Origin of the sequence: Allobosea sp. TND4EK4, from assembly GCF_900156025.1 — a bacterium.
Classification (GTDB): domain Bacteria; phylum Pseudomonadota; class Alphaproteobacteria; order Rhizobiales; family Beijerinckiaceae; genus Allobosea.
The window spans coordinates 24,303-46,938 of record NZ_FTMO01000001.1 but is presented as its reverse complement, the minus strand read 5'-3'; the positions used below and the strand labels follow the sequence as shown (position 1 = coordinate 46,938).

The 22,636-nt window shown below is 64.3% G+C and carries 18 protein-coding genes; 7 read left to right on the top strand and 11 right to left on the bottom strand.

The genetic code is table 11. The features are described 5' to 3' along the window. Positions 1–6 precede the first annotated feature (6 nt). The 3 genes from BW981_RS00180 to BW981_RS00170 are packed head-to-tail and all read left to right on the top strand — an operon-like array spanning position 7 to position 3,731. A complete protein-coding gene (locus BW981_RS00180; RefSeq protein WP_076435155.1) occupies positions 7–1,080 on the top strand; it encodes an extracellular solute-binding protein in 1,074 nt (357 codons plus the stop codon). A gap of 58 nt (positions 1,081–1,138) precedes the next feature. After that, a complete protein-coding gene (locus BW981_RS00175) occupies positions 1,139–1,465 on the top strand; it encodes a N,N-dimethylformamidase alpha subunit family protein (protein WP_076435153.1) in 327 nt (108 codons plus the stop codon). Between the two features lie 13 nt (positions 1,466–1,478). Further along, a complete protein-coding gene (locus BW981_RS00170; protein WP_076435151.1) occupies positions 1,479–3,731 on the top strand; it encodes a N,N-dimethylformamidase beta subunit family domain-containing protein in 2,253 nt (750 codons plus the stop codon). A 49-nt stretch (positions 3,732–3,780) separates the two neighbouring features. Here the strand turns inward: BW981_RS00170 and BW981_RS00165 are convergent, their stop codons facing one another. The 6 genes from BW981_RS00165 to BW981_RS00140 form a co-directional block, all read right to left on the bottom strand. Beyond that, positions 3,781–4,575, bottom strand: coding sequence for a shikimate dehydrogenase family protein (locus BW981_RS00165; protein ID WP_076435148.1), 795 nt, complete (start codon positions 4,573–4,575; stop codon positions 3,781–3,783). Between the two features lie 25 nt (positions 4,576–4,600). After that, entirely contained in the window at positions 4,601–5,833 is a 1,233-nt protein-coding gene (locus BW981_RS00160) for an aminotransferase class III-fold pyridoxal phosphate-dependent enzyme (protein WP_076436647.1), read from the bottom strand. 734 nt (positions 5,834–6,567) lie between these two features. After that, on the bottom strand, positions 6,568–7,908 hold the full coding sequence (locus BW981_RS00155; protein WP_076436646.1) for an HlyD family type I secretion periplasmic adaptor subunit: 1,341 nt from the start codon (positions 7,906–7,908) through the stop codon (positions 6,568–6,570). A gap of 11 nt (positions 7,909–7,919) precedes the next feature. Beyond that, entirely contained in the window at positions 7,920–9,878 is a 1,959-nt protein-coding gene (locus tag BW981_RS00150) for a type I secretion system permease/ATPase (RefSeq protein WP_083712065.1), read from the bottom strand. 30 nt (positions 9,879–9,908) lie between these two features. Next, on the bottom strand, positions 9,909–11,888 hold the full coding sequence (locus tag BW981_RS00145) for a hypothetical protein (protein ID WP_139333559.1): 1,980 nt from the start codon (positions 11,886–11,888) through the stop codon (positions 9,909–9,911). Positions 11,889–11,963: 75 nt separating this feature from the next. Continuing rightward, positions 11,964–12,776, bottom strand: a complete 813-nt coding sequence (locus tag BW981_RS00140; RefSeq protein WP_244560172.1) for a hypothetical protein — start codon at positions 12,774–12,776, stop codon at positions 11,964–11,966. 465 nt (positions 12,777–13,241) lie between these two features. On the opposite strand from BW981_RS00140, the gene BW981_RS00135 reads away from it, so the two are divergent. After that, positions 13,242–13,805, top strand: a complete 564-nt coding sequence (locus tag BW981_RS00135; RefSeq protein WP_076435144.1) for a hypothetical protein — start codon at positions 13,242–13,244, stop codon at positions 13,803–13,805. Positions 13,806–13,820: 15 nt separating this feature from the next. On the opposite strand, the gene BW981_RS00130 is transcribed toward BW981_RS00135, so the two are convergent. Continuing rightward, on the bottom strand, positions 13,821–14,261 hold the full coding sequence (locus BW981_RS00130) for a universal stress protein (RefSeq protein WP_244560171.1): 441 nt from the start codon (positions 14,259–14,261) through the stop codon (positions 13,821–13,823). Positions 14,262–14,431: 170 nt separating this feature from the next. Between BW981_RS00130 and BW981_RS00125 the strand changes: the two genes are divergently transcribed. Continuing rightward, positions 14,432–15,997 carry a bifunctional aminoglycoside phosphotransferase/ATP-binding protein gene (locus BW981_RS00125; protein ID WP_083712150.1) on the top strand — a complete coding sequence of 522 codons (1,566 nt, stop codon included), beginning with the start codon at positions 14,432–14,434 and terminating at the stop codon, positions 15,995–15,997. A gap of 57 nt (positions 15,998–16,054) precedes the next feature. On the opposite strand, the gene BW981_RS00120 is transcribed toward BW981_RS00125, so the two are convergent. Further along, positions 16,055–17,974 carry a hybrid sensor histidine kinase/response regulator gene (locus BW981_RS00120; protein WP_076435142.1) on the bottom strand — a complete coding sequence of 640 codons (1,920 nt, stop codon included), beginning with the start codon at positions 17,972–17,974 and terminating at the stop codon, positions 16,055–16,057. Then, positions 17,967–18,659 carry a Crp/Fnr family transcriptional regulator gene (locus BW981_RS00115; protein WP_076435140.1) on the bottom strand — a complete coding sequence of 231 codons (693 nt, stop codon included), beginning with the start codon at positions 18,657–18,659 and terminating at the stop codon, positions 17,967–17,969. Before BW981_RS00115 ends, BW981_RS00120 begins: the two co-directional genes overlap by 8 nt. A gap of 204 nt (positions 18,660–18,863) precedes the next feature. Between BW981_RS00115 and BW981_RS00110 the strand changes: the two genes are divergently transcribed. Continuing rightward, entirely contained in the window at positions 18,864–19,604 is a 741-nt protein-coding gene (locus tag BW981_RS00110) for a response regulator (RefSeq protein WP_076435138.1), read from the top strand. On the opposite strand, the gene BW981_RS00105 is transcribed toward BW981_RS00110, so the two are convergent. Together BW981_RS00105 and BW981_RS00100 are read right to left on the bottom strand one after the other, a co-directional pair. Next, entirely contained in the window at positions 19,576–20,418 is an 843-nt protein-coding gene (locus BW981_RS00105) for an ABC transporter ATP-binding protein (protein WP_076435136.1), read from the bottom strand. The genes BW981_RS00110 and BW981_RS00105 overlap by 29 nt on opposite strands. Positions 20,419–20,421: 3 nt before the next feature. Beyond that, entirely contained in the window at positions 20,422–21,417 is a 996-nt protein-coding gene (locus tag BW981_RS00100; protein WP_139333557.1) for a universal stress protein, read from the bottom strand. 123 nt (positions 21,418–21,540) lie between these two features. Between BW981_RS00100 and BW981_RS00095 the strand changes: the two genes are divergently transcribed. Further along, positions 21,541–22,605: an NAD(P)-dependent alcohol dehydrogenase gene (locus BW981_RS00095; protein ID WP_175624038.1), complete on the top strand. Its 1,065-nt coding sequence runs from the start codon at positions 21,541–21,543 to the stop codon at positions 22,603–22,605. Positions 22,606–22,636: the final 31 nt, after the last annotated feature.

The window sequence follows — 22,636 nt, the reverse complement described above, 5'->3', positions numbered from 1 at the left end:
CTCGCGATGACCAAAGACAGCAAGCTTACAACCACACGACGCCATGTCCTGGCCGGTGCGCTGGGTGTGACGACCTTCGCCATCGGCGGAAGGGCGCTCGCCCAATCCAAGGAGGTGATCGTCGCCACCACCGGCGGCCTGATGGAACGCAGCCTGCAGGAGCATTTCTACAAACGCTTCGAGGAGCAGACAGGCATCAAGGTCCGCTCGGTGCCGATCGAGCTTCCGGACCAGTGGGCGCGCGCCCGTGCCGGCCAGCGCAGCGGCAACATCCCGTTCGACGTCGTCACCGCGACGCCGCCGGACCTGATCCAGCATGCCGACATCCTGGAGCCGATCGACTGCGCCGGAATGCCGGGCATCGTCGCCCATGCGCTGCCGAACGCCTGCTTCCCGCGCGGCATCATCCGCACCGCCGGCGGCATGGCGCTGACCTGGAGCAAGAAGGCCTTCCCGAATGGCGGCCCGCAATCCTGGACGGATTTCTTCGACACCGCCAAGTTCCCTGGCCCCCGCTCGTTGCCGGACACGGGCGACCGCGAATGGTGGGTGCCACTGGCTGCGCTGCTCGCCGACGGGGTCGCGCCGGACAAGGCCTTCCCGATGGATCTCGACCGGGCCTACAAGAAGCTGGATGCGCTGAAGCCGCAGATCGCTGCCTGGTGGAAGAGCGGCGACAACGCGATGCAGATCATGCGCGGCGGCGATGCCGTGATGATGATGGTCTACTCCAGCCGTTCGGTGCCGCTCGCCAAGAGCGGGGAGTTCGACTTCACCTGGAACCAGGCGATCCGCGACGTCGGCAACTGGGCCGTGCTGAAGGGCAGCCCGAATGCGCAGAACGGCGTCAAGTTCCTCGATTTCTTCGTGCAGGACGGCAAGGAGCATGCCGCGTTCAGCGAGAAGGTCTCCTTCGACTCCAACAACCGCGAGGCACCGAATCTGATCCCGCCGGAGGAGCGCCGCTTCCGCCCGTCCTGGCCCGATAACTGGTCGAAGCTCGTGATCGCCGATTACGACTGGATCGCCGCGAACCGCACCGCGCTGCGCGAGCGCTGGGTGACCTGGCTGACGAAATAAGGGCTGTCCCAACGGCGCCGCCGCGGCGGCGCCGGTCATCCCGCAGAGGTGTCCGCCGATGCTCGTGAACTATCCCGAAGCCGCGCACTGGCTTGTCGATCCCGCACGCCAGGATCTCGTCGCGGAGATGAGGGCCATGCCACGGGGTCCGCACAGCCACGACCTGCAGCGGCTGCTGCATCGCATGCGCTGGACCGGAGTCGGCAAGCGCCATGTGCTGATCACGCTGGAGCCCGGCCGCCGCTGGATGCTCGCGCGCCTGCCCGGCCGACGGGGCGCGCCGATCGAGACCTTTCCGAACCGCGTCTTCACCAGCCTGGCCGAGGCGGAGTGGGCCGTCTTCGCGATGCGCTGGGAAGCGCTGACCGGCCAGACACTGGACTGAGAAGGCACGCGCCATGAGAGATACCACTGCCGTTCTCGGCTACGCTTGGCCGCTCGTCGTCTCGCCGGGCGAAACCGTCCGCTTCCACCTGTCCGCCCCGGAGCTGGAGCGAGCGAACGCGACGGTCGTGCGCGTGCGCTGCGCCGACCCGGATCCCGATGGGCCGGGGCTGAAGCTCGACGTGCCCGGCACGCCCATCGACGGGCCGGTCGCGCTGTGCGAGCAGCCGATCCATCCGGGCGCCTGCGCGATCATCGCCGATGCGCCGGCGCTGTCGCCCGCGAGCCTCTCGGCCGGCTGCTTCATCTGGCCGACGGCGCCGCGCGAGCGCGCACAGACGATCCTGTCGCGTTGGCGGGCCGATCTTGCAGAGGGCTGGCGCCTCGGTCTCGACGAGTCCGGGCACCTCATCTTCCACGTTGCAGGGAGCGCCGGCCAGGCAAGGGTCCGGGCCGCGAAGCCTGTGCTCGAGCGCGAATGGCTGTTCGTCGCGATCAGCTACGACGCGCAGTCCGGAGCCGTCGCCTTGACCCAGCGAAGCCTCGATCCGCAGGGCGGCCGTGACATCAGCGGTACGGCAGCGGGGAAGGCGCCGGCCAATCTCTCATGGCCGAAGGAGACTGCCCTCGTCTTCGCCGCGCATGCGAAGACGGATGGCGGGATGCCGCTGACCGAAGGCCATTACGACGGCAAGATCGACAGGCCCCGCCTGTTCGCGGCGGCCTTGCCGGAAGAAGCGCTGCGCCGCGCCTGCGAAACGCTGGCGCCGTCGCCTGCCGACCCCGCGCTGATCGGCGCCTGGGATTTTTCGCGCGAGATGGATAGCGCCACCATTCACGACCTGTCGACCAACCGGCTGGACGGCACGCTGCGAAACATGCCGATGCGCGCCATGACCGGCGCCAACTGGGACGGCTCGGTGGTCCAGTGGCGCGAGCGGCCGGAGCTCTACGGAGCGATCCATTTCCACAGCGACGACATGGCCGATTGCGAATGGGAGCCCGGCCTGGAATTCATCGTACCAAGCGACTGGCGCAGCGGCTTCTATGCGCTGAGGCTGACTGAGCGGGAGGGCAGCGAGGACCCCGTCGAGAGCTATGTCTCCTTCTTCGTGCGCACCCCGCTGGGCAAGGCCAGGTCGAAGCTCGCGCTCGTGGCTTCAACCGCCACCTATCAGGCCTATGCCAACAGCGCCCTCAGGCTCGACCAGGTGCATGCCGAGGCGATGCTGGAAGGGGTGATCGCGCTCTCGCGCGACGACGCCTATCTGCAGGAGCATCGCGAGCTCGGCCTCTCGACCTACGACACGCATAGCGACGGCAGCGGCTGGTGCTATTCAACCGCCAGGAGGCCGATCCTGAACATGCGACCGCTCGGCAACACCTTCAACTACGTCAACGATACCCATATCATCGACTGGCTCGAGCAGCGCGGCTTCGACTACGAGGTCATCACCGATTGCGACATCGATCGACACGGCGCGCAGCTGCTGAAGGCCTATGATTGCGTGATCACCCCGACGCATCCGGAGTATTACAGCCTCAACATGATCGAGGCCTTCGATGCCTATCAGCGTGGCGGCGGCCGGCATATCTATCTCGGCGGAAACGGCTTCTACTGGCGTATCGCCTGGCACCCGACCCGTCCGCATGAGATGGAGATTCGCCGCGGGATGAGCGGCCTGCGCACCTGGGAAGGGGAGGCGGGCGAGAACGGGCTGTCCTTCACCGGGGAGCCCTCCGGGCTCTGGCGCACCCATGGCAGACCGCCCCAGCGGCTCGTCGGCGTCGGCTTCGATGCGCAGGTCTTCACGCGGTCCTATCCCTATGAGTGGCTGGGCGACGCCCGCGACCCGCGCGTCGGATGGCTGGTCGAGGGGGTCGATCTCGACGCGCCCCTCGGCGATTTCGGCCTGCGGGGCGGAGGCGCCGCCGGGCTCGAGGTGGACCGGGTCGAGCCGTCGCTCGGCACGTCGCCTCACACGCTGCGGCTCGCCACGGCCGACAGGCTGGACTATGGCGGCGTGCCGACTCTCGAAGAGCTGCGCACGCTCCATCGTGGCGTGATGGGCGATCAGAACGCCCTGGTGCGCGCCGATCTCGCCTTCTCGCCCACGGCGAATGGCGGAGCGGTGTTCTCGACCGGCTCGATCGCCTGGGCCTGCGCGCTGACCTGCCATGATTACGAGAATTCGGTGAGCCGCGTGACCGAGAACGTGCTGCGGCGCTTCCTCGATCCGTCACCGTTCGCCGGCTTCGACGTCTGAAGAGAAGGCGGCCGGCGCGCCCGGCCGCTCGTCGACCAAGGCGAGCTGGTCAGGCCAGGCCGACGAGATCGGAGGCGGCGCGCAACTGCGCCAGCAGCATGGCCTTGCCGCCCACCGTCCGGCAGCCACGCGCAGCGGCGGCGGCGAGGAAGGGCGTGACCTCGGGCGTCATCACCACCTCCGCCGCGACGGCACCTTCCGGCAGCTGGTCAGTGGGCATGGGCAGGGCGTCGCCGGACTTCATGCCGAGCGAGGTCGTGTTGATGGCGATGTCGCAGGCTGCGGGGTCTCCGTTTCCCGCCCGTGTGCGGCAGGAGGGGTAAGCGTGCGAAACGGCCTCGGCGAGTTCCCGGGCCTTATCCGGCGAGCGGTTGGCGATGGTGAGGTCTGCCGCCCCGGCCTCCGCCATGGCGAAGGCGATGGCCCGTCCTGCGCCGCCGGCGCCCGCCTGCAGCACGCGCGCGCCGCGGATCGTGACGCTCGCCGCAACCAGCCCGCCGGCGAAGCCGAGACCGTCGATATTGTCGCCATGCAGCGTGCCGTCCGGGTTGCAGCGGACGAAGTTGACCGCGCCGACCTGTCGCCCGCGCTCGCCGACGCTGTCGAGCAGCGGGATGACCGCGATCTTGTGCGGAATCGTGACGCCGAAGCCGGCCACGTTGTGCAGGCGGCGCAGCATGTCGATGGCGCGCGGCAGGTCCCCGGGAGCGACATGGAGCGGAGAGACGGCGGCATCGATGCTTCGCTCGGCGAAATGCTCGTTAAGCAGGGACGAGCCGATGATGTGTGCCACCGGATCGCCGAGGATGAAGAGGATCCGCGTCTTGCCGGTGATCCGCGTCATTGCGCCAGCTCCGGTTCAGTTTCGATCAGGCGGCGGCTGGCCGGGTCGACGCAACGGCTGCGAGCGCAGCATCCGCGGCCGCCAGCGCCTCGTCGATTTCGGCCTCGCCATGTGCAGCGCAGAGGAACATGTTGTGGCGGGGGTGGAAATAGACGCCGCGAGCGAGGGCGCTCTGGCAGAAAAGGTTGCCCTTGGCGAAGTCGGGATCGTCCTCGAACAGGATCAGCGGCATCTGGACCGGCCCCGTCTGCCGCAGCCGGATTCCGTGGCGGGTTGCTGCGGCTTCGATCCCCTGGCGAAGTCTCGTCCCCATGGCCTCGAGGTGCTCGACGACGCCGCCCCGGCGCAGCACCCCCAGCGTCGCCACGCCGGCCGCCATCGGCACCGCACCGCACCAGAACGAGCCGGTTACGAAGACCTGCGAGGCCGCCTTGCGCATCCAGTCGCGGCCGGTGACAGCCGCGAGCGGGTAACCGTTCGCGATCGCCTTGCTCCAGGCGGAGAGATCGGGCCTGACCCCCAGATGCTCCCAACTGCCGGCCAGCGCCAGCCGGAAGCCGGTGCGCACCTCGTCGAGGATCAGCGCAGCGCCGGCCTCGTCGCAGGTGGCGCGGGCAGCCCTCGCGAAAGCGGCCGTCGGCAATTCCTGGTCGCGCGCCAGATCATGGCGATAGGCCGAGACGAGGATGCCGGCGAGGTCGTCGCCCGCTTCCTTTGCCGCTGCCTGCAAGCTCTCGGGGTTGTTGAATTCGTAATAGAGAAGATGCGCGCGGTCCTCGCTGGTGACTCCGAGCACGGAGGGCGAGCACCAGGGCACAGCCCCGTGATAGGCGCCACGGGCTGCGAGCAGCTTGCGCCGTCCCGTCGCGGCGCGAGCGATGGTGACGCAGGTGGTCGTCGCGTCGGTGCCGTTCTTCTGGAACTGGGCCCAATCGGCATGGCCGATCGTCTCGACCAGCAGCTCCGCGAGCTCGACCATCGCCTCGGCCGGGCCATTCATGCAGTCGCCGAGCCTGGCCTGCCGTTCCGCCGCCGCCTCGATCTCCGGATGATGATGACCGAGAAGGTTGGGGCCCCAGCTGCACATGAAATCGAGGTAGGAGCGGCCATCGACATCCCAGAGCCGGCAGCCTTCCGCGCGGGCGAAATACTGCGGATAGCCATCCGGCAGCTTGGCGGCATGCAGATGCCCCCACATGCCGCCGGGAACGACGCGAAGGGCGCGCTCGCGCAAGGCGGCGTCGATGGAATTCTTCATCTCGGTCATGGCGTCCTCCGCTTGTCGATATATCATATACGGATTGGTTTCTGGCAAGCGGTTTTGCGGTGTCCTTCTCGTTGGCGGGGACAAGATGCTTGCGGAGCGACAGCACAGCGGGGCTGCCGTGGCGAGGAAGGCAGGGGTCTTGGCTGCTCAAATAAAACCTGCCCAAGCATCGACTTTCGCGCTGCTCCGGCCCGTCCCTGATTTTCTCGCCTGCCCGTTTTCCGCTTCGCCACGCCGGGCTGGGCTGCCGGGCCGGTTCGATACGCGTTTTAGTCAGGGCTGGAGGAGGCTGTTAAGAGGTGGCGTGTCTCGGGCGATAGGTGAAGGCTGGGCGCAACCGTTCGGGGGCCATTGCTCCTTACACATTTCCCGAGTTTCCGCCCCCGTTCGCAGCTCGGATCTTGTAATCGAATTTTGCATCCATCGAACAATTCCCGGCCTGTCACGCCGGAGGTCGCGGGTTCGAGCCCCGTCGCCCGCGCCATCTCAATCAGAGACTTAGCTGGATGGGTGCGATCCCGATTGCATTCTTGTGATGGGGACATTTCATTTTTAGTCTGTGGCCGGCGAGCAGCCCTTCTGGCAGGTGCGCCGCGCGCCGCAAGGTCCGGGCACCTGTTTCCAGGAAAGCCTCCTCGCGCCATCTGCGGCGGTTCGCATCGACGGGGCTCCTCCGTCGCCAGGCTCCAAAGCAAGGCCGTCTGCCCTGATCCGTCGGCCCCCATTCACGTCTCGCGGAAGGCCCGTGACATGCTGTCCTTCAGCGGCTGGATCAAATACTGAAAGAAGGTCCGTTCCGACGTCTTGATGAAGACCTCCGCCGGCATGCCGGGCGTCGGCTCGAAATGCGGGACATGCTCGATGACATGGCTGTCGAGCCGAACGCGGACGACGTAGAGATCGGTGCCGTTGGGCAACCCGCGCTGCTTTTCGTCGGGCAGGGCGTCGGCCGAGATGTAGATGATGCGGCCGTCGATCATCGGGGTCGTGCGCTGGTTCAGGGCGGTCAACCGCACCACGGCCAGTTGGCTGTGTTTGATCTTGTCGATGTCCTGCGGGCGGACCTTAGCCTCGATGATGATCTCGTCCTGCAGGGGGACGATGTCCATCACGTTCTTGCCTGCTTCAATGACGCCGCCGGAGGTGTGGTAACGCAGCTTGACGACCGAACCTTTGACGGGCGCGACGATCCGCGTGCGCTCGGCGACGCCTCTCGCTGTGCGCAGCCGTTCGCGAACGTCGTTCAGCTCGGCGGCGATGTCCTGCAGCTGTTCGGAGGCGGTCTTGACCACTTGGCGCTTGACACCGTCGATCAGCTCCATCTCGCGCGCGATGCGCTCTTTAGCGTCGCCGATATCGCCAGTAATCCGCCCCAGTTCCCCTTCAAGGTTGGCGGCATTGCGTTGGAGGGCAAGCACCTCGGGCTTGCGGATGTATCCGCGCTCGAGGAGCGCGGTCTTGCCGGCGAGCTCCTCGCGGATCAGTTGAAGCTGCTTCTGGACGGAGCCGAGCTGGGCTTGGCTGCCCGTTAGTTTCTCGTTCAATCCGTCGATCGCCTTGCGATGAACGATAACCTCGTTCTGCATGCTGCGCTGATGAGCTACGAAGGTCCCCGTCTGCGTCCTGAGCAAGCCGGCGAACTCGGGATCGCGAGCGCGATCGGAGAGGTGTGACGGAACGCTCCAGCCTTCTTCGCCCTGCACCTCGGCATTCAGCCGGGCCTCGATGGTCTCGGCCCGGTAAAGTCGCAATTGCAGCCGACGCAATTCGGCCCGCGCGGCGACGTCGTCCAGCTGAACGAGGAGCTGGCCAGGCTCGACGATATCGCCTTCGCGGACAAGGATTTCCCGGATAACGCCGCCTTCAAGATGCTGGATCGTCTTGTTCTGGCCGGTGGTGACGAACAGGCCATTGGCGATCACCGCGCCGGCGATCGGGGCGGTGTTGCCCCATACGCCGAAGCCCAGAAGCACCGAGGCCATGATGGCGACGCCGGCCACTTTGGCTAGCCGCGGCTCGCGAGGGATGTCGGCATACCAAGGGCGGATCAGAATCTGTTCTGCCATGGCGGCCTCCATCAGACGGCGGGTGCGGGGGCAGGTGGAGTGGGATTGGGCGCAGCTGCTTCGAGCCCATTCTGGCCTGAGAGCAGCGGCAGGATGTCATCGCGGGGGCCAAGCGCGAGCACCGCGCCGTCGCGGATCATCATGATCTTGTCGACGCTGCGCAGCAGCGCCGGACGCTGTGTTACCGCGACGATCGTGATGGAGCGGGCCTTGGCACGCTCAAATGAAACCGCCAGCGCTCGTTCACCGCTGACGTCCAGATTCGAGTTTGGCTCGTCGAGGACCACCAGCTTGGGATTGCCGAAGAAGGCACGCGCGAGCCCGATGCGTTGCTTCTGGCCGCCCGAGAGGGGGCCGCCGTCCATGCCGATCTGAGTCTCGTAGCCGTGAGCAAAATGCGAGATCATGTCGTGGATGCCGGCGATCTCCGCCGCTTCGAAGATGTCGATATCGTTGGCCTCCTCGCGCATTCTCGCAATGTTGGCCTTGATCGACCCAGGGAAGAGCTGAACGTCCTGCGGCAGATAACCGACGCTTTCGCCGAACTGACGCGGGTCCCAGTTGCGCAGATCCATCAGGTCGAGGCGAACATTGCCCGCTGTCGGCATGATCGATCCCACCAGCATCTTGGCGATCGTGGACTTGCCCGAGCCCGAGGCGCCGACGATGGCAAGCGACTCGCCGGGCTCGAGGCCGAAGCTGACGCCGTTGAGGATGACCCGCTTGTTGGGCGGCGGCACGAACAGGACGCGCTCGACGCTGAGGCGGCCGCGCGGGCTCGGCAGTCGCAGCCGGTCGAGATTGAGCGGCGAGGACTGCAGAAGGTTCTGGACCCGGGCATAGGCGGCGCGCGCATGGATGAAGCTGCGCCAACCTTCAATCGTGCCTTCGAGCGGCGCGAGCGCTCGGCCGGCGACCACCGACGACGCCACCACCATGCCGCCGGTCAGAGAGCCTTCCAGCGACAGCCAGGCGCCCCAGCCCAGCATGGCAACCTGCGTTCCCAGCCGGAAGAACTTGGAGATCGCGGTCATGATGTTGTTGCGATCCTGGGCCTTGACCTGCGCCTTCAAAGATTCCGCCGTCTCGCGGCCCCACAGCAGCACGCCTTCTGGGATCATGCCCATGGCGTTCATGACCTGGGCATTCCGGGACATCGCCTCGGCCTGCATGTTCGCGCGTGTGGAATAGGCGCTCGCTTTCGAGAAAGGTCCCGCGGTTACCCGCTGATTCACGTAGGCGACACCAAAAAGGAGCAATGCGGCCGTCGAGACGATGTAGCCGAGATGCGGGTGGATCAGGAACACCGCAAGTAGGTAGATCGGCGCGGTCGGTGCATCGAGGATGGTCAGAATGACCGGCCCGGTCAGGAAGCTGCGGATCTGCTGAAGGTCGGCAAGAATCTGGAACTCGCGCCCGCCGCCTGTTTGTGCAGCCTTGGCCGCTGCGGCCAGAACCGGAGCGCCGAGCCGGCTTTCGACATCGACAGCGACGCGTACGAGGATGAAGCGCCGCAGCATGTCCAGCACGACATGAGCCGCGACGGCGACGACCACGATCAGGGTGAGCATTGTCAACGTGTCGAGGCTGCGGCTCGTGAGAACGCGGTCCGACATCTGGAAGAGATAGATCGGAATGGCGAGGACGAGGGTGTTCACCACGATCGAAAACAGCGCAACCGTCAGAAGGTTCTGACGCGCATCGGCGAGGCCCTTGCTGAAAATTTGCTTGAAGTCGCGGTCACCGAGGCGCTGCTCGATGGGTGAGCGCGAGGTCGCTGGCGGGGTAGAGGCGGTGCGAGCCGGCGCAGCTGCGCTTGTCGGCGCCCCCGATGGCAACTTGGGACGAACATGAGAGGGTTTAGCAGCCGCTGAGGCGTCCTCGGCCAAAAAGGCGCCGGGATCAAAAGGGGTGGCTCTTGGAAGGCGATCTCCCCGGGCGGCAGGGGGCTGATCGTGGTCATCAGACATGTGGTCCCCCTGCTGCTGCGGTGATGGTGGTCAGATCAAAACGTCGTGGTGCGACACGTCCGCGGTCCGCGGTGCGACGGGCTCGCTGCTGGAAGGGGGGACGTCCACATCCGGCATGAAGGCCACCAGCTCGGGGGCGAGCGTATGGGTGTCGTGGAAGACAACCGTGTCGCTGTCGGTCACGATGTTCGCCTGGACAAGGACGGCGGCGTCATAGGTTTGGCCGCCGAGATATTTCGAGGCCGAGAGCGTGCCGGGATCGATGATCTGAGCGAAATTCTGGGCCGAGTTGCCGCCGGTCGCTGCCCCTATGAGCCCGCCACTCTTCGAGATCTGAAGGGATTGATCGGCATCCGCGATGACGTTGAACTGGGTAATCGTGTTGACGTCGAAATAATCGCCGTCCACGAACAGGACGTTCAGCGTCCCGCTGCTGTTGCCCGCAAGCTTCCATTCCCCGCTCGGCTTCAGGATGGTGACGCCGTCCGCAAGGTCCGAGATCAGTTGTCGATGCGCATCGCTGAGCGGCTGGTAGCCAGCGCTGTCATAGGTGGTGATCGAGGCGGTATTGGTGAGCTGGTGAAATCCGGTGGTCGCCCGGATATCGGCATCGGGCGTATCGTCTCCCCCCAACGCCGCCAGCGTCGCCGTGTCGCAGTCGTAGACGATGTTGTATTGGTAAATCCAATCCGCACGATGGTAATCGCCGCGGATGACGATGAGGTCATAATTGTCGAGATTTGTGACACGGGTGAGGTTGGCCTGCGCGTTGAGGCCCGTCGAGGCCTCGAAATACGTCCCGGAGTTGGCCTGGATGACCCGGTCGCTGTCATCGATGCCGTTAAACTGCACAACCGTCTTGATGTCGTAGAAGTTTCCTTGAAGCACATCGACGTGCCACAGCGCCGTTCCTGCCGCCCCCTTATAGGTCGCCGTCATCTCGTGATTGACGAATTCGGCGACGTTGTGGACCTCGTTCCCATGGGTCGCCAGGACCGCCTGCAGCGGATCGCCCGCGGTGATCTCGACATGGTCGCTATCGGTCAGCACGTTGACCTGCACGATGCCGCGGCTGAAATAGCTGTCCCCGCCGACAATCATCGAGCCTGAGGCCTCGTTGACATCGACGATGCCCGCATCATTGACGTGGCTGTTCTGGCCCGTGATGGCGGTGACGCCGGCAGGCGCCGAAGGGCCGACGCCAGTCAGGGTCTTGCTGGTCAGCGCTTCGTCCTGAGTGATCAAGGGGCGCCAGGGCATGATCTCGTCAAGGCCCGGCGTGACGAGCGCTTCCGTGCTCGTCTGCCCGTCGACGATGCGCCCGGCGGGCGGAGCGCTATCCGGCGTCTCGGCCGAAAGGTGGCCCGTCTGAGCCCAGCGCGCATCGAGCCGATCGATCGCGGCCAGCAGGCTTTCCGTATTCTGCGCCGCCTCGACCGGCAGCGGTGCATGGCCGGCTTCCACGGCCTCCTTGGTCATCTGGACCATGGCCGGGCCGACATCGAGCTCGGGGAGTTGCAGAACCCTGCCCTGCGCATCGCGAACCAGATCGGTCGTGATGGCGTCGCGATCGTCGATATGGTTCACCTGATGAACGTTGAGCAGCGTCTCGGTGCCGCCGCTCTCATATTCGACGGTGATCAGGCGCTGGATGCTGTAGCCATAGCCGGGCAGACCTTCGTCGAAATCGGGCAGCGGGTGGGTCTCCGCAGGGCGGGGCACGTTGTGCGGCAGCATGATGCGCGGGCCTTCGACCGCCTGCGGCGCAAGCTTGCCGACGCGGATCAGCGCATCCGGCGACGTCGTTTCGTTGAAGACGAGCCGCCGGGAATCGAGATCCTCGAACTCCGGGCGTTGGACCCGCGAGAACAGGCCGGGGTAGGGGTCATCCGCCTGCCGCGCAGCGGGATCGCCGAGATAGAGCGTCTCGCCACGGAGGGTGGTATCGGCGATGCGCACATAACCGATGAAGTGCCAGATCGCCTCTGAGAAGCCGTCGACGCTCATCACGGGCCCCGCTCTTGACAGGAAGCACAGGCGAAAATCCCGCGCGGAGGAAGCCGCGCGGGACCAGGTGGCGGGCGATCAGCCGGTCAGCGAGTCGCTGATGTCGTGCGCAACATGGATGTCCAGCTGATTGAACTGGATGTTGGCGCCCATCGCGATGTGCTGGGTGAAGGCTTCCTGCGTCAGCGAGGCAGCAGCCGTCGACGCTCCGATACCCGTCTGCGTGGCATGGTCGCCGGTGATGTCGCCGATCGACGAGGTCGCGGCGCCGCCGGTTGCTGTGGCGGTCATCGAGAAATCGCCGGCCGCATCCGGGTTCACGCCGCACCACCCGCTGGAGTCGACGCCGCCGGCGTTGAAGGCCACCGAAGGGTTGGAAAGCGAGTCGTTGTCGGTCAGGTTGCTGACCTGATCGAGGTTGAACGCATTGCCGTTGGTGACCGACTGCGACACCACATCGGGCATGATGATCGAGTTCGTGGTGCCGCAGATGCTGTCGATATCGATGGCGTCGTTGTCGGCCGGAACGTAGCACGACAGATCGACGCCAAGGTCCACGTTGACACAGACATTGACCGCCGTGTCCACGGTGTTCTCGACGTGGTTCTGGACCTCGTTGTGGTTGATGTTGTCGTTGAGGTTCAGGTTGCCGTTGAGATTGGCATTGCCGTTGAGGTTGCCGTTCTCATTGGCGTTCTCGTTGCAGGCTGAGTTCCAGACCGAGGTGTCGATGGCCTGTCCGGCGTATTGCCCCTGGCTCTGGCCCTGATAGGAGCCCTGGCCCTGCAGCTGGCCCTGACCCTGGCCCTGCAGTTCGCCCTGCGCCTGGCCCTGGAGCTGATGCGGATCGGCGGCGGGGGGCGGAGGCGGCGGAGGATAATGCATGGTCATGACGCACTCCATGATGGTGTATTGGTGCGTGCCAGACAGGTCGCCGCGCATCGCTTCTGTGTTGCGCTCTGACGCCTGCGGACCGCACGGATGGGAAGAGATGGTCCTGCCTTGCTGCCCGCGAACGCAGGGCGAGCTTCAGCGGCTGCCGGCCAAGCCGGCACTCGTGCTCTGCTTACATCGGGTGATCTCCTGGCTTGGCTCAAGAAAGGCGACAGGAGGCCTCGCACGGCAGCAAGGTGCTGCCATGATTGCTTCGGGGCGCGGATCAAGAGCTTGCGTCGTTTCGCTCTCGGCAAATGAATGCTTTGAGCGATGGAGATATACTGATAATTAACCTTAAGCGCGTCAATATGTAGAATTCTGACCCAGGGAACGGCCGATTTTGAACTTCTCTGACCCAGCGGCGGAGCGATGAATGGGCATGGTGGCTGGCTGGCCGATCCTCATGGCCGGAGGAAGGGCATGGTGACACGGGGGATCTTGCCGCCGCCGCCGGACTTCAATGCCCTCGCTCAGGCGGTGCGAGAGGCGCATGATGGCGGCTCTCCATTTCTCCGGCTGATCGGAGAGTTCAACTTTGCCTGGTCAAACGACGAGAGCCTGCTCATTTATGTCATCATGTTGCTGCTGCCGACCGATGAGGCGGCAGCGGCGATCGTCTTCGCCACCTTGAACACGACCCGCGCCAGACTCGACCTCGTGTCGCGGTTGGGAAAGCTGAGGGTTACGGATCGGTTGTTACGGCGCGAGCTGGACGACGTGCTGCGGATTTTTTCCGAGCTGACACGCCTTCGCAACGAGTTGAACCATGCCACCTACGTGATCAGCCCAGGTGGCGAGATCACTCATGCCCGCTCGATGAAGTTGGACGAACATAAGGGCGGTCTAGCCTTCGGCCGATTGAGCGAGGTCGATGACAAACGGCTCGAGCGCGTCCGTCAGGCTGTCGAGACATGTTATGCGGTCAATCGCCGGCTTTGGGCGCTGATGCCGGCCCTTCAAGCCTGCCTGGAGAAGCCGCCGTAACCGCTGGCAAGCCCGTCAACGGTAGACCAGCACTGGCACCTGAGTATGGGTGAGCACCTTCGTGGTCACGCTGCCGAGTACGATCGCGGCGAGCCCCCGGCGGCCATGTGACGCCATGGCGATCAGGTCGCAGCCGTGGTCCCGAGCGACATGAACGATCGCCTCATAGGGATCGTCTTGCGCCGTGTGGAGGGCATCGCAGGTGACACCCAGGGCCGACGCCTCTTGGCGTACTTCGTGCAGGATCTCTTCGGCACGGGCCCCGACATGCTTGTCGTATTGCTCTCGCGTCCATTCGAGCTGATCCGGACTAGCCGAAAAGGTGTGAAACGGCTCGGTCACGGTCAGCGCCACTGTCTTTGCCCCGCTTTCGCGCGCCAGGGCCATCGCCTTGCGCATGGCTGCCATAGACAGCGGCGAACCATCGACCGGCACGAGAATATTCCTGAACATCATCGCCTCCACGTTCCCGCGAGCAATGGGCCATGATGCGTTTGTGGTCCTTGAGCGCGGTCAAATTGCCGCCGCACAGGCGGGCTTCGTGGCGCCGGCTGTTCAGAGCGCTTTGCGCGACATCAACGTTCTTCCTATCTGGATCGCGGATGATGCTGCGCGGAGACACCCCCATGCAGCACACGACAGAGCAGAACGAGACGATTTGTTTCCTGGGTTCGGCAGCAGGCATCGGCAACGGCGGGCCGATTGAACTCATCAACACGCACATCTCGGTGGTGCTGCTGACGGGGGACAAGGCATTCAAGCTGAAGCGAGCAGTTCGCTATCCTTATGTGGATCTGTCGACACCCCAAAAGCGGCTTGCGATGTGCGAGCGCGAGCTGCTGCTGAACAGGAGGGCGGCACCGGAACTCTACCGGGCCGTCCATCACGTTACGCGGGAGGAAAACGGCTGCCTTGCCCTGAACGGCAAAGGCGCGCTGGTCGATGCCGTGCTCGAGATGAAGCGCTTCGACGGCAGAACGCTCCTCGACCGGCTCGCTCGCGAGGATCATCTTGGTGATGACACGCTGGAAGAGCTCGCGCATGTCATCGCGCGCTTCCACGCCGCTGCTCCGGTCAGTCAGGATCATCACGGCGCCGCGCGGATGGCGAGAGTCCTGGACGGCAATGATCAGGCATTCAAAGCGTCCAACATTCTGCCCCCGGCCGAGACGGCGGCGATCAGCGGAGACCTGCGTTCGGCACTCGCGCGCCTTGCGCCGCTCCTCGACGAGCGGGCGCGAGCAGGCAAAGTGCGCCATGTCCATGGCGATCTCCATTTGAGGAACATCTGCCTCCTGCATGGCGAGCCGCTGCTGTTCGATTGCCTGGAATTCGATGACGAACTGGCGACTACGGACGTGCTTTACGATCTCGCCTTCGTGCTGATGGACCTTTGGCGGCTCAAGCTCAGACGTGCCGCCAATCTGCTGTTCAACCGCTATCTGGACATTTGCGGAGACGAGACGGGATTAGCGTTGCTGCCATTTTTCATGGCAGTGCGGGCCGTCGTGCGGACGCATGTTGCGGCGGCTGACGACTCGAAAGCGGTAGCGTCCCGCTTGGCCGAAGCGCGAGGCCATCTTGCGCTCTGCCGAGAGGTCCTCAGACCGGTTTCGCCGATCCTGGTCGCGATCGGCGGCTATTCCGGCTCAGGCAAATCGACCCTCGCGGCTCACATCGCACCCGAACTGGGTCGGGCGCCCGGAGCACGTATTGCGTCAAGCGACCGTATCCGAAAGCGACTTTGTGGCGTCTCTGCGCAAACGCGACTGCCCGCTTCCGCCTACACGACCGAGATGTCGACCAAGACCTATCATGCGATGCTGACCACTGCGTCCGGAGCGCTGTCGCAAGGCCAGGCTGCGATCGCCGATGCTGTCTTCGACCGCCGGTCGGACCGGGAGGCCGCCCGCGAAATCTCCGCGCGCCTTGGCGTGCCATTCCAGGGCCTTTGGCTCAGCGCGCCTCAATCGTTGTTGTTCGAACGCATCGCGACGCGGCCCGGTGGCGTTTCGGACGCAACGGCCGAAGTGCTGAAAGTGCAATTGGCGGGGAAGGGGGAGGCCCGGGAGTGGCGGACGGTCGCAGCCAGCGGCGACAGGGAAGCCGCGGCGCTGGCCGCTCTGCGCGCAATCGGCAACTCCGGTAGTGTTCAGGCTGTATGGCCTTCCGCCGTGGAGGCGGGAAGCTGAACCGGCGCTGTGCAAGGCAAGCTGCGGCGAGACGGCGCGTGACCCGGCGCTTGCGGGCTAATCGAGATTATCGAGAAGCCTGCGGATCCGCCTGATGAGTTCCTGGGCGGTATAAGGTTTTTTGAGCAGGCTGCCCTCCGCCAATTCTCTCCCAGCGAGCCGCGGCTCAGCATAACCGGAAGTGAACAGAACACGGAGGTCCGGCCGAAACATCCGCGCTGCACGCGCCAGTTCGTCGCCGAACATGCCGCCGGGCATGACGATATCGGTGAACAGCAGACGAATTTCGGGATGCGCCGAGATGGCGGCGAGTGCGTCCGCACCATTTGCAGCTTGGATAACCACGTATCCTTCTGCTTCCAGGCGGGCCACCACGACCTTGCGCACCCTTGCATCGTCTTCGACGACCAGGATCCGCTCCCGGCCCGGAGGTCCGGGCACGACGGCAGCCGACGATCCCTCGTTGCCATCGAGGCGGCACGCGTCGATCGCCGGCAGGAACAGCCGAACGGTGGTTCCATGGCCAAGCTCGCTGTAGAGCTGGACATGGCCACCGGACTGGCGTGCGAAGCCATAGACCATGCTCAAACCGAGCCCGGTGCCTACACCCGCCTCCTTGGTCGTGAAAAAGGGCTCGAATGCGCGCAGTCGCGCTTCCTCGCTCATGCCCGTTCCCGTATCGGAGACGCTGATGAGGATGTAATGCCCGAGCCGAACCTGAGGGTACATGCGTGCGTAATCGGCATCGAGATAGACCCTTGAGATATCGATGTTCAGACGGCCGCCGCGCGGCATCGCGTGCCGTGCGTTCAGTGCCAGATTGAGCAAGGCGTTCTGCAGTTGGGTTGCGTCGACGGTCGCCATCAATGCGCTTTCGCTGACGGAGGTATCGAGCTGAATGGCCTCGCCGATCGCGCGGCGCAGAAGATCGGCAAAGCTGGTCACCAGTTCGCCGATATTGGCCGGTCTTGCATGAAGGGCCTGCCTTCGCCCGAAGGCGAGAAGCTGACCTGTCAGCTTCGCGCCGTCGTCGGCCGCTCCTTGAGCGTCTCTGACCAGCGAGAGCAGGCGCTCGTCGGTCAGGTCGCGCTCGATCATTTCGAGGTTGCCGACAATCACCGTCAGAAGGTTGTTGAAGTCGTGCGCGATCCCGCCGGTAAGTTGCCCGACAGCCTCCATCTTCTGCGCCTGGCGCAGCTCTTCTTCCATGCGATGCCGACTGGTTAGATCACGCACGAAACCAGTAAAGATGTGGCTGCCATTGGCTACGGCCTCGCCGATCGCAAGCTCCATGGGGAAGGTCGAGCCGTCCTTGCGCAGGCCGGTCACGACCCGACCGAAGCCGATGATGTGCCGCTCCCCGGTCGCGAGATACCGTCTGATATATCTGTCATGGCGATCCCGATGGGGCGGCGGCATGAGGAGGCGGACATTCCGGCCGCATATCTTTGTCGACTCATAGCCGAACAGCTTCTCCGCAGCCTTGCTGAACGAAACGATGGTGCCCGCCTCATTGATGACGACCATCGCTTCGGGTACGGTATCGAGGATTGACAGCAAATGTGATTGTCGGATCGCCAGGTCATCCTGGGCATAGCGCAGGCTGCTGACGTCGGTGCTCTTGGTCAGCACAATGAGATCATCCGGTCCACCGTCGTGCACCGCGACCCAGCGGCTGACCACATAGATCACACGACCGTCGCGGTGACGTTGTGTGATCTCGCCCTTCCACGTCCCGTTCTGGCGCAGGCTCGCCATCACCTCGTCGAGTGGCTGGGGAAATTCTGACTGCAGAACCTCATGTACGTTTCGCCCGATGACGTCTTCGGCAGTCCAGCCGTAAAGCCGTTCGCAGCCGCGACTCCAGCGGCTGATCTGTCCTTCGACGTTGTGGACGACGATGTTGGCATCGTCCAACAGTGCGAAGATCTCGTCGAGGCTCTGCTGGCTGATCGCGCGGATCTCGGGCTCAGCCATAGGCCCTCAACTCCGGACCCGAACACCATCGGTGCTGCGGCTGGAACTCAACGATCCCACCCCTGTTTGCGGCCGCGAGCCGTCTCAGCGCACCCGGCTTTCGGAGCGCGAACAGGTAGCGCCCTTTGGGCTCGATGATGCCATCATGTGCCAGGTTGGCCAACTGGCGCGAGACCGTTTCGATCGTCACGCCGAGATAATCGGCCATATCCGCCCGCCTGAAGGGTATCTCGATGTCGGGATCGCCAGCTTGATCCGTCTCGCTTCGGAAAACAAACTGGAGCAGGAATTTGCAGATGCGTTCCTCGGCTTTGGCCTTGGCGAACAGGGCTGCACGGTCCTCGAGTTGAGCCACCTGCCGCTCCAGCCAGTCGACGAGTTGCTTGCGCAGACGGGGATCGTCATCGACACGGCGCTGGAACTCAACCGCCGAGAGCCGGCTCACCTTAACCGGCGTCAGCGCCATGGCATCGTCTCGACGAGTTTCCATGGGCGAAAGTCCGAAGATGTCGCCGGGATAGTAAAGGTGGCTGATAAGACGCCCTCCGTCCGCGAGAATCTTGACGCTTCCGACGATTCCTGTCGAAACTCTGAAGACATTGGTAACTTTCTCGCCTTCGCGATAGATATACTGTGATCTCTTGAAAGTGTCGATTTTGCCGGGAACAAAGACGATGTCTTGCATCGCCGGCTCAATTCCGGCCCGGTAAACCAGGTAAATTGCAGAAGACCGATTAGAGATTGAAGGACTCGAGACCATCACACGCCCCCGCAACTAATTGACGAGGACACTGAGCCGGACGCTGGTGGCGCGAAGAGGTTTTTGCGGTTAATATTTGTATCGATTTGTGACGATTTGTAACATCGAGCCCATGGCGCGGAGTGGCCGATGATTGATCTGCCTCGCGATAGTCAGCGTGTTCTGGTCGTCGATGACGATGAGCGTATCCGCCAGATGGTCAGTCGCTATCTGGAAGAAGCCGGGTATCAGGTCAGTGTCGCTCCTGATGGCGAGGGCCTGAGGGAGGAACTCCGTCTCCGGCCGGTTGACCTGATCCTTCTCGATCTGGTCTTGCCAGGAGACGATGATGGCCTGACGCTCGCGCGCGAAATCCGCAGAACTTCCGACGTTCCGATCATCATGCTGTCGGGACGGGATGAGGTGGTTGATCGTGTCGTCGGGCTTGAGGTTGGTGCCGATGACTACATCTCCAAGCCGTTCCACTTGCGCGAGGTTCTCGCACGGGTGCGCACCGTCCTGAGACGTCATCATCATTCCGGATCTCAGGCCAGAGAGGAAAACGACCGCACCATTCGCTTTAGCGGGTGGCTCCTCGACCCCCAGCGGCGGCTTCTCTCCAGCCCCAGGGGCGAAGAGGTTGATCTCACGACGGGAGAATTCGAACTGCTTTTGGCGCTGGCGAGACATCCGGGGCGGGTCTTTTCCCGGGACGCGCTGATGACGGCAACCCGTGGACGTCATCACGAGGCCTTCGATCGCTCAATTGATACCCAGATCGCCCGTCTACGGAAAAAACTGGATTTCGAGGCGGCGGACGCGCACGCGCTTATCAAGTCGGTCCGTGGGATTGGATACGTCTTCACGGGGCATGTGGCTGCGGCGCGCTGAGGTGTTGCGGTAGGGGGCTATCGGCAAAGATCGTCCGGCCGCGCTCACCGGCGAAGTATGCGTGGAGCCAAGGGTCGTCATGCGCCAGGAGGTCCCCAAGCTTTCCGACTGCGACGATGCGACCGCGTGCGATCGCGGCAATGCGGTCGCACGTGGCGCGCAAGCTGCTCAGGTCATGGGTCACCATCATGACGGTCAAGCCGAGGCTGCGCTTCAGCGCTAGCAGCAACCGGTCGAAACTATCCGCCGCAATCGGGTCGAGCCCGGAGGTCGGCTCGTCCAGAAAGAGGATTTCCGGGTCAAGGGCGAGCGCGCGTGCCAGAGCAGCCCGTTTCGTCATGCCGCCGGACAGCTGCGCTGGATATTTGGTGGCGGCATCTCGCGGTAGCCCCACGAGGTCCAGCTTCACCATCGCCATCTCAGTGATGAGATCGTCTGGCAGATGCAGCAGTTCACGCATCGGAAGAGCGATGTTGTCGAGGATGGTCAATGACGAGAAGAGGGCGCCTTGCTGGAACATGACCCCGCATCGTTGCTCCAGTTGACGGAGCTCGGCTGGAGCAAGACCGTCAAGATCACGGCCGAAGATGGCGATCGTGCCGCTCTGCTTCGGCAGAAGGCCCAGGATCGCGCGCATCAGCACCGACTTTCCCGAGCCCGAGGCACCGATCAGGCCGAGGATTTCGCCCTGGCGTAAATCCAGGTCGAGCTTGTCGAGAACGGCCTTGCCGTCGAACGCAACCGTCAGGCCCCTCAGCCTCACCGCCAGTGCGGGGGACTCGGCGTCATTGCTGGGCAACGGCAAGGCAGCCATGCGTCAATGCGCGAGCAGCAAGGGGATCGGGGAAGTCGCCAGCAAATCCCGCGTCACTCCGCCCAGGATCCATTCGCGAAAACGCGAGTGGCCATAGGCTCCCGCCACGATGAGATCGGTCGCCGATCGGTAGGCCTTCTGGAGGATCGCTTCCGAAACCGTGGTCTTTAGAGGAAGGACGGCCACATCCACGTTGATCCCGTGGTGCGCAAGATGGCCAGTGATGTCGGCAAGAACTTCCGCTCCGCCCATGCGGCCGTGTGGCTCCTCCTGGACAGTCACCAACTGGACCGAACTCGCCTGGGCTATCAGCGGCATGGCTTCCGCCACTGCGCGCGCGCTCTCACGACTGTCGACCCAGGCGATCAGGATGCTTTGAATCGTCGATCTTTGCGTCGCCTTTGGCGGGAGGAGATAAAGGCCCCGAGCGCTGTCGAACAGGGCGGTCTCAACCATCGCTTCCCAGCGGGCGGAGTCGTCGTCGCGGGCGCATGTCGCGACGAAAAGGTCGTTCCACCGGGTTTCGCGCGCCACGGCCTCTTCCAGCAGTCCGGGAAACGTCTCGATGCGTCGCAACTGCTGCTGGGAGCCGATACGGGCGAGGCGCTGGCGGAGACGACGTTCGACGACATCGCCCTCCGCCACAGCCGAGTCCGTCAGCTGACCCAATGCGGTTACGCCAAAGTCGCCTGCGAAGGAGGCTGGGTTGGGCAGGAGGTTCGTGAAGAGCCCGGTGAGCCGACCGCCAAACCTTACGGCCAATGCTTCGGCATGAGCGAGCCGAACCTCGTCCTCGGGCGTTCCGTCCAGGTGCACGGCGATATCCCGATAGGCGGCGGCCGCACCCGCCTTGAGTTCGGCGGCTGAAGCGTGAGGGAGAGAGACGTCGTTCATGTTGACCTCCGCGTCGATGGCTTCATGCCCGCTCTTATCGGCTCGGAGGAGGATGCCGGCCTTGATCCTGCGCAAACTGCCGGTCGCTCTTTTGCGCTGCGTCAAAGCGATCCGGCGCCGGCTGCGTGATGCTGCGCACACGGAACGGAGGCCCCCGAAATGACATCGGACATGCAGACCCCTCTCATCGCCAAGCCGGTGACGAGCCGCACCCGGCACGCGAAAATGATGTGTGCCGCGATCTTCGTCGAACCTGGCCGCATCGAGCTCGAAGACAAGCCCGTGCCGGAGGTGGGGCCGCTCGACGCTCTTCTGCGGATCACGACGACCACCATCTGCGGCACCGATATTCACATCCTGAAGGGCGAGTATCCCGTCGCGCGCGGGCTGACGATCGGCCATGAGCCGGTCGGCATCATCGAAAAGCTCGGATCCGAGGTGAAGGGGTTCCGCGAGGGCCAGCGTGTCATCGCCGGCGCGATCACCCCCTCCGGCCACAGCACCGCCTGCCTGTGCGGGTGCCATTCTCAGGACGGGCCGGAGGAACGCCACGGCTTCAAGGCCATGGGCGGCTGGCGCTTCGGCAACACCATAGACGGAGCGCAGGCGGAGTATCTGCTGGTCCCCGATGCGATGGTCAATCTGGCGCCCGTGCCATCCGGCCTGACGGACGAGCAGGTGTTGATGTGCCCCGACATCATGTCCACGGGCTTTTCCGGAGCCGAGAGCGGCGGCGTCAGGATCGGGGACTGCGTTGCCGTTTTCGCCCAGGGGCCGATCGGCCTCTGCGCGACCGCCGGTGCCCGGTTGATGGGCGCGTCCCGGATCATTGCGGTTGAATCGGTGCCGGAGCGCCAGGCCATGGCCCGGAAGCTCGGTGCCGACGACATCGTCGACTTCTCGAAGGGCGACCCGGTCGCGCAGATCATGCAGCTGACGGACGGACGAGGCGTCGATGTCGCGATCGAGGCGCTCGGACGGCAGGAGACCTTCGAGGCCGCCTTGCGCGTGCTGAGGCCGGGCGGCACGTTGTCGTCGCTCGGCGTCTATTCGCAGGATCTCACTATTCCTCTCGGGGCGTTTTCCGCCGGCCTCGGCGACAACCGCATCGTCACGACGCTATGTCCCGGTGGCAAGGAGCGGATGCGTCGGCTTCTACAGGTGGTGGCATCGGGCCGGGTCGACCTCGCCGGACTGGTGACCCATCGCTTTCCGCTCTCGCAGATCAAGCAGGCCTACGAGCTCTTCGCGCATCAGCGTGACGGGGTTCTGAAAGTCGCGGTCACGCCTTAAGGCGCGGCCGGCATGGACCAGCGCGTTGCAG

Excerpts from the sequence above, each read along its gene's own strand:
- BW981_RS00180 (WP_076435155.1), top strand. The coding sequence starts at position 7 with ATGACCAAAGACAGCAAGCTTACAACCACACGACGCCATGTCCTGGCC.
- BW981_RS00175 (WP_076435153.1), top strand. The coding sequence starts at position 1,139 with ATGCTCGTGAACTATCCCGAAGCCGCGCACTGGCTTGTCGATCCCGCA.
- BW981_RS00170 (WP_076435151.1), top strand. The coding sequence starts at position 1,479 with ATGAGAGATACCACTGCCGTTCTCGGCTACGCTTGGCCGCTCGTCGTC.
- BW981_RS00165 (WP_076435148.1), bottom strand. The coding sequence starts at position 4,575 with ATGACGCGGATCACCGGCAAGACGCGGATCCTCTTCATCCTCGGCGAT.
- BW981_RS00160 (WP_076436647.1), bottom strand. The coding sequence starts at position 5,833 with ATGAAGAATTCCATCGACGCCGCCTTGCGCGAGCGCGCCCTTCGCGTC.
- BW981_RS00155 (WP_076436646.1), bottom strand. The coding sequence starts at position 7,908 with ATGGCAGAACAGATTCTGATCCGCCCTTGGTATGCCGACATCCCTCGC.
- BW981_RS00150 (WP_083712065.1), bottom strand. The coding sequence starts at position 9,878 with ATGTCTGATGACCACGATCAGCCCCCTGCCGCCCGGGGAGATCGCCTT.
- BW981_RS00140 (WP_244560172.1), bottom strand. The coding sequence starts at position 12,776 with ATGACCATGCATTATCCTCCGCCGCCTCCGCCCCCCGCCGCCGATCCG.
- BW981_RS00135 (WP_076435144.1), top strand. The coding sequence starts at position 13,242 with ATGGTGACACGGGGGATCTTGCCGCCGCCGCCGGACTTCAATGCCCTC.
- BW981_RS00130 (WP_244560171.1), bottom strand. The coding sequence starts at position 14,261 with ATGATGTTCAGGAATATTCTCGTGCCGGTCGATGGTTCGCCGCTGTCT.
- BW981_RS00125 (WP_083712150.1), top strand. The coding sequence starts at position 14,432 with ATGCAGCACACGACAGAGCAGAACGAGACGATTTGTTTCCTGGGTTCG.
- BW981_RS00120 (WP_076435142.1), bottom strand. The coding sequence starts at position 17,974 with ATGGCTGAGCCCGAGATCCGCGCGATCAGCCAGCAGAGCCTCGACGAG.
- BW981_RS00115 (WP_076435140.1), bottom strand. The coding sequence starts at position 18,659 with ATGCAAGACATCGTCTTTGTTCCCGGCAAAATCGACACTTTCAAGAGA.
- BW981_RS00110 (WP_076435138.1), top strand. The coding sequence starts at position 18,864 with ATGATTGATCTGCCTCGCGATAGTCAGCGTGTTCTGGTCGTCGATGAC.
- BW981_RS00105 (WP_076435136.1), bottom strand. The coding sequence starts at position 20,418 with ATGGCTGCCTTGCCGTTGCCCAGCAATGACGCCGAGTCCCCCGCACTG.
- BW981_RS00095 (WP_175624038.1), top strand. The coding sequence starts at position 21,541 with ATGTGTGCCGCGATCTTCGTCGAACCTGGCCGCATCGAGCTCGAAGAC.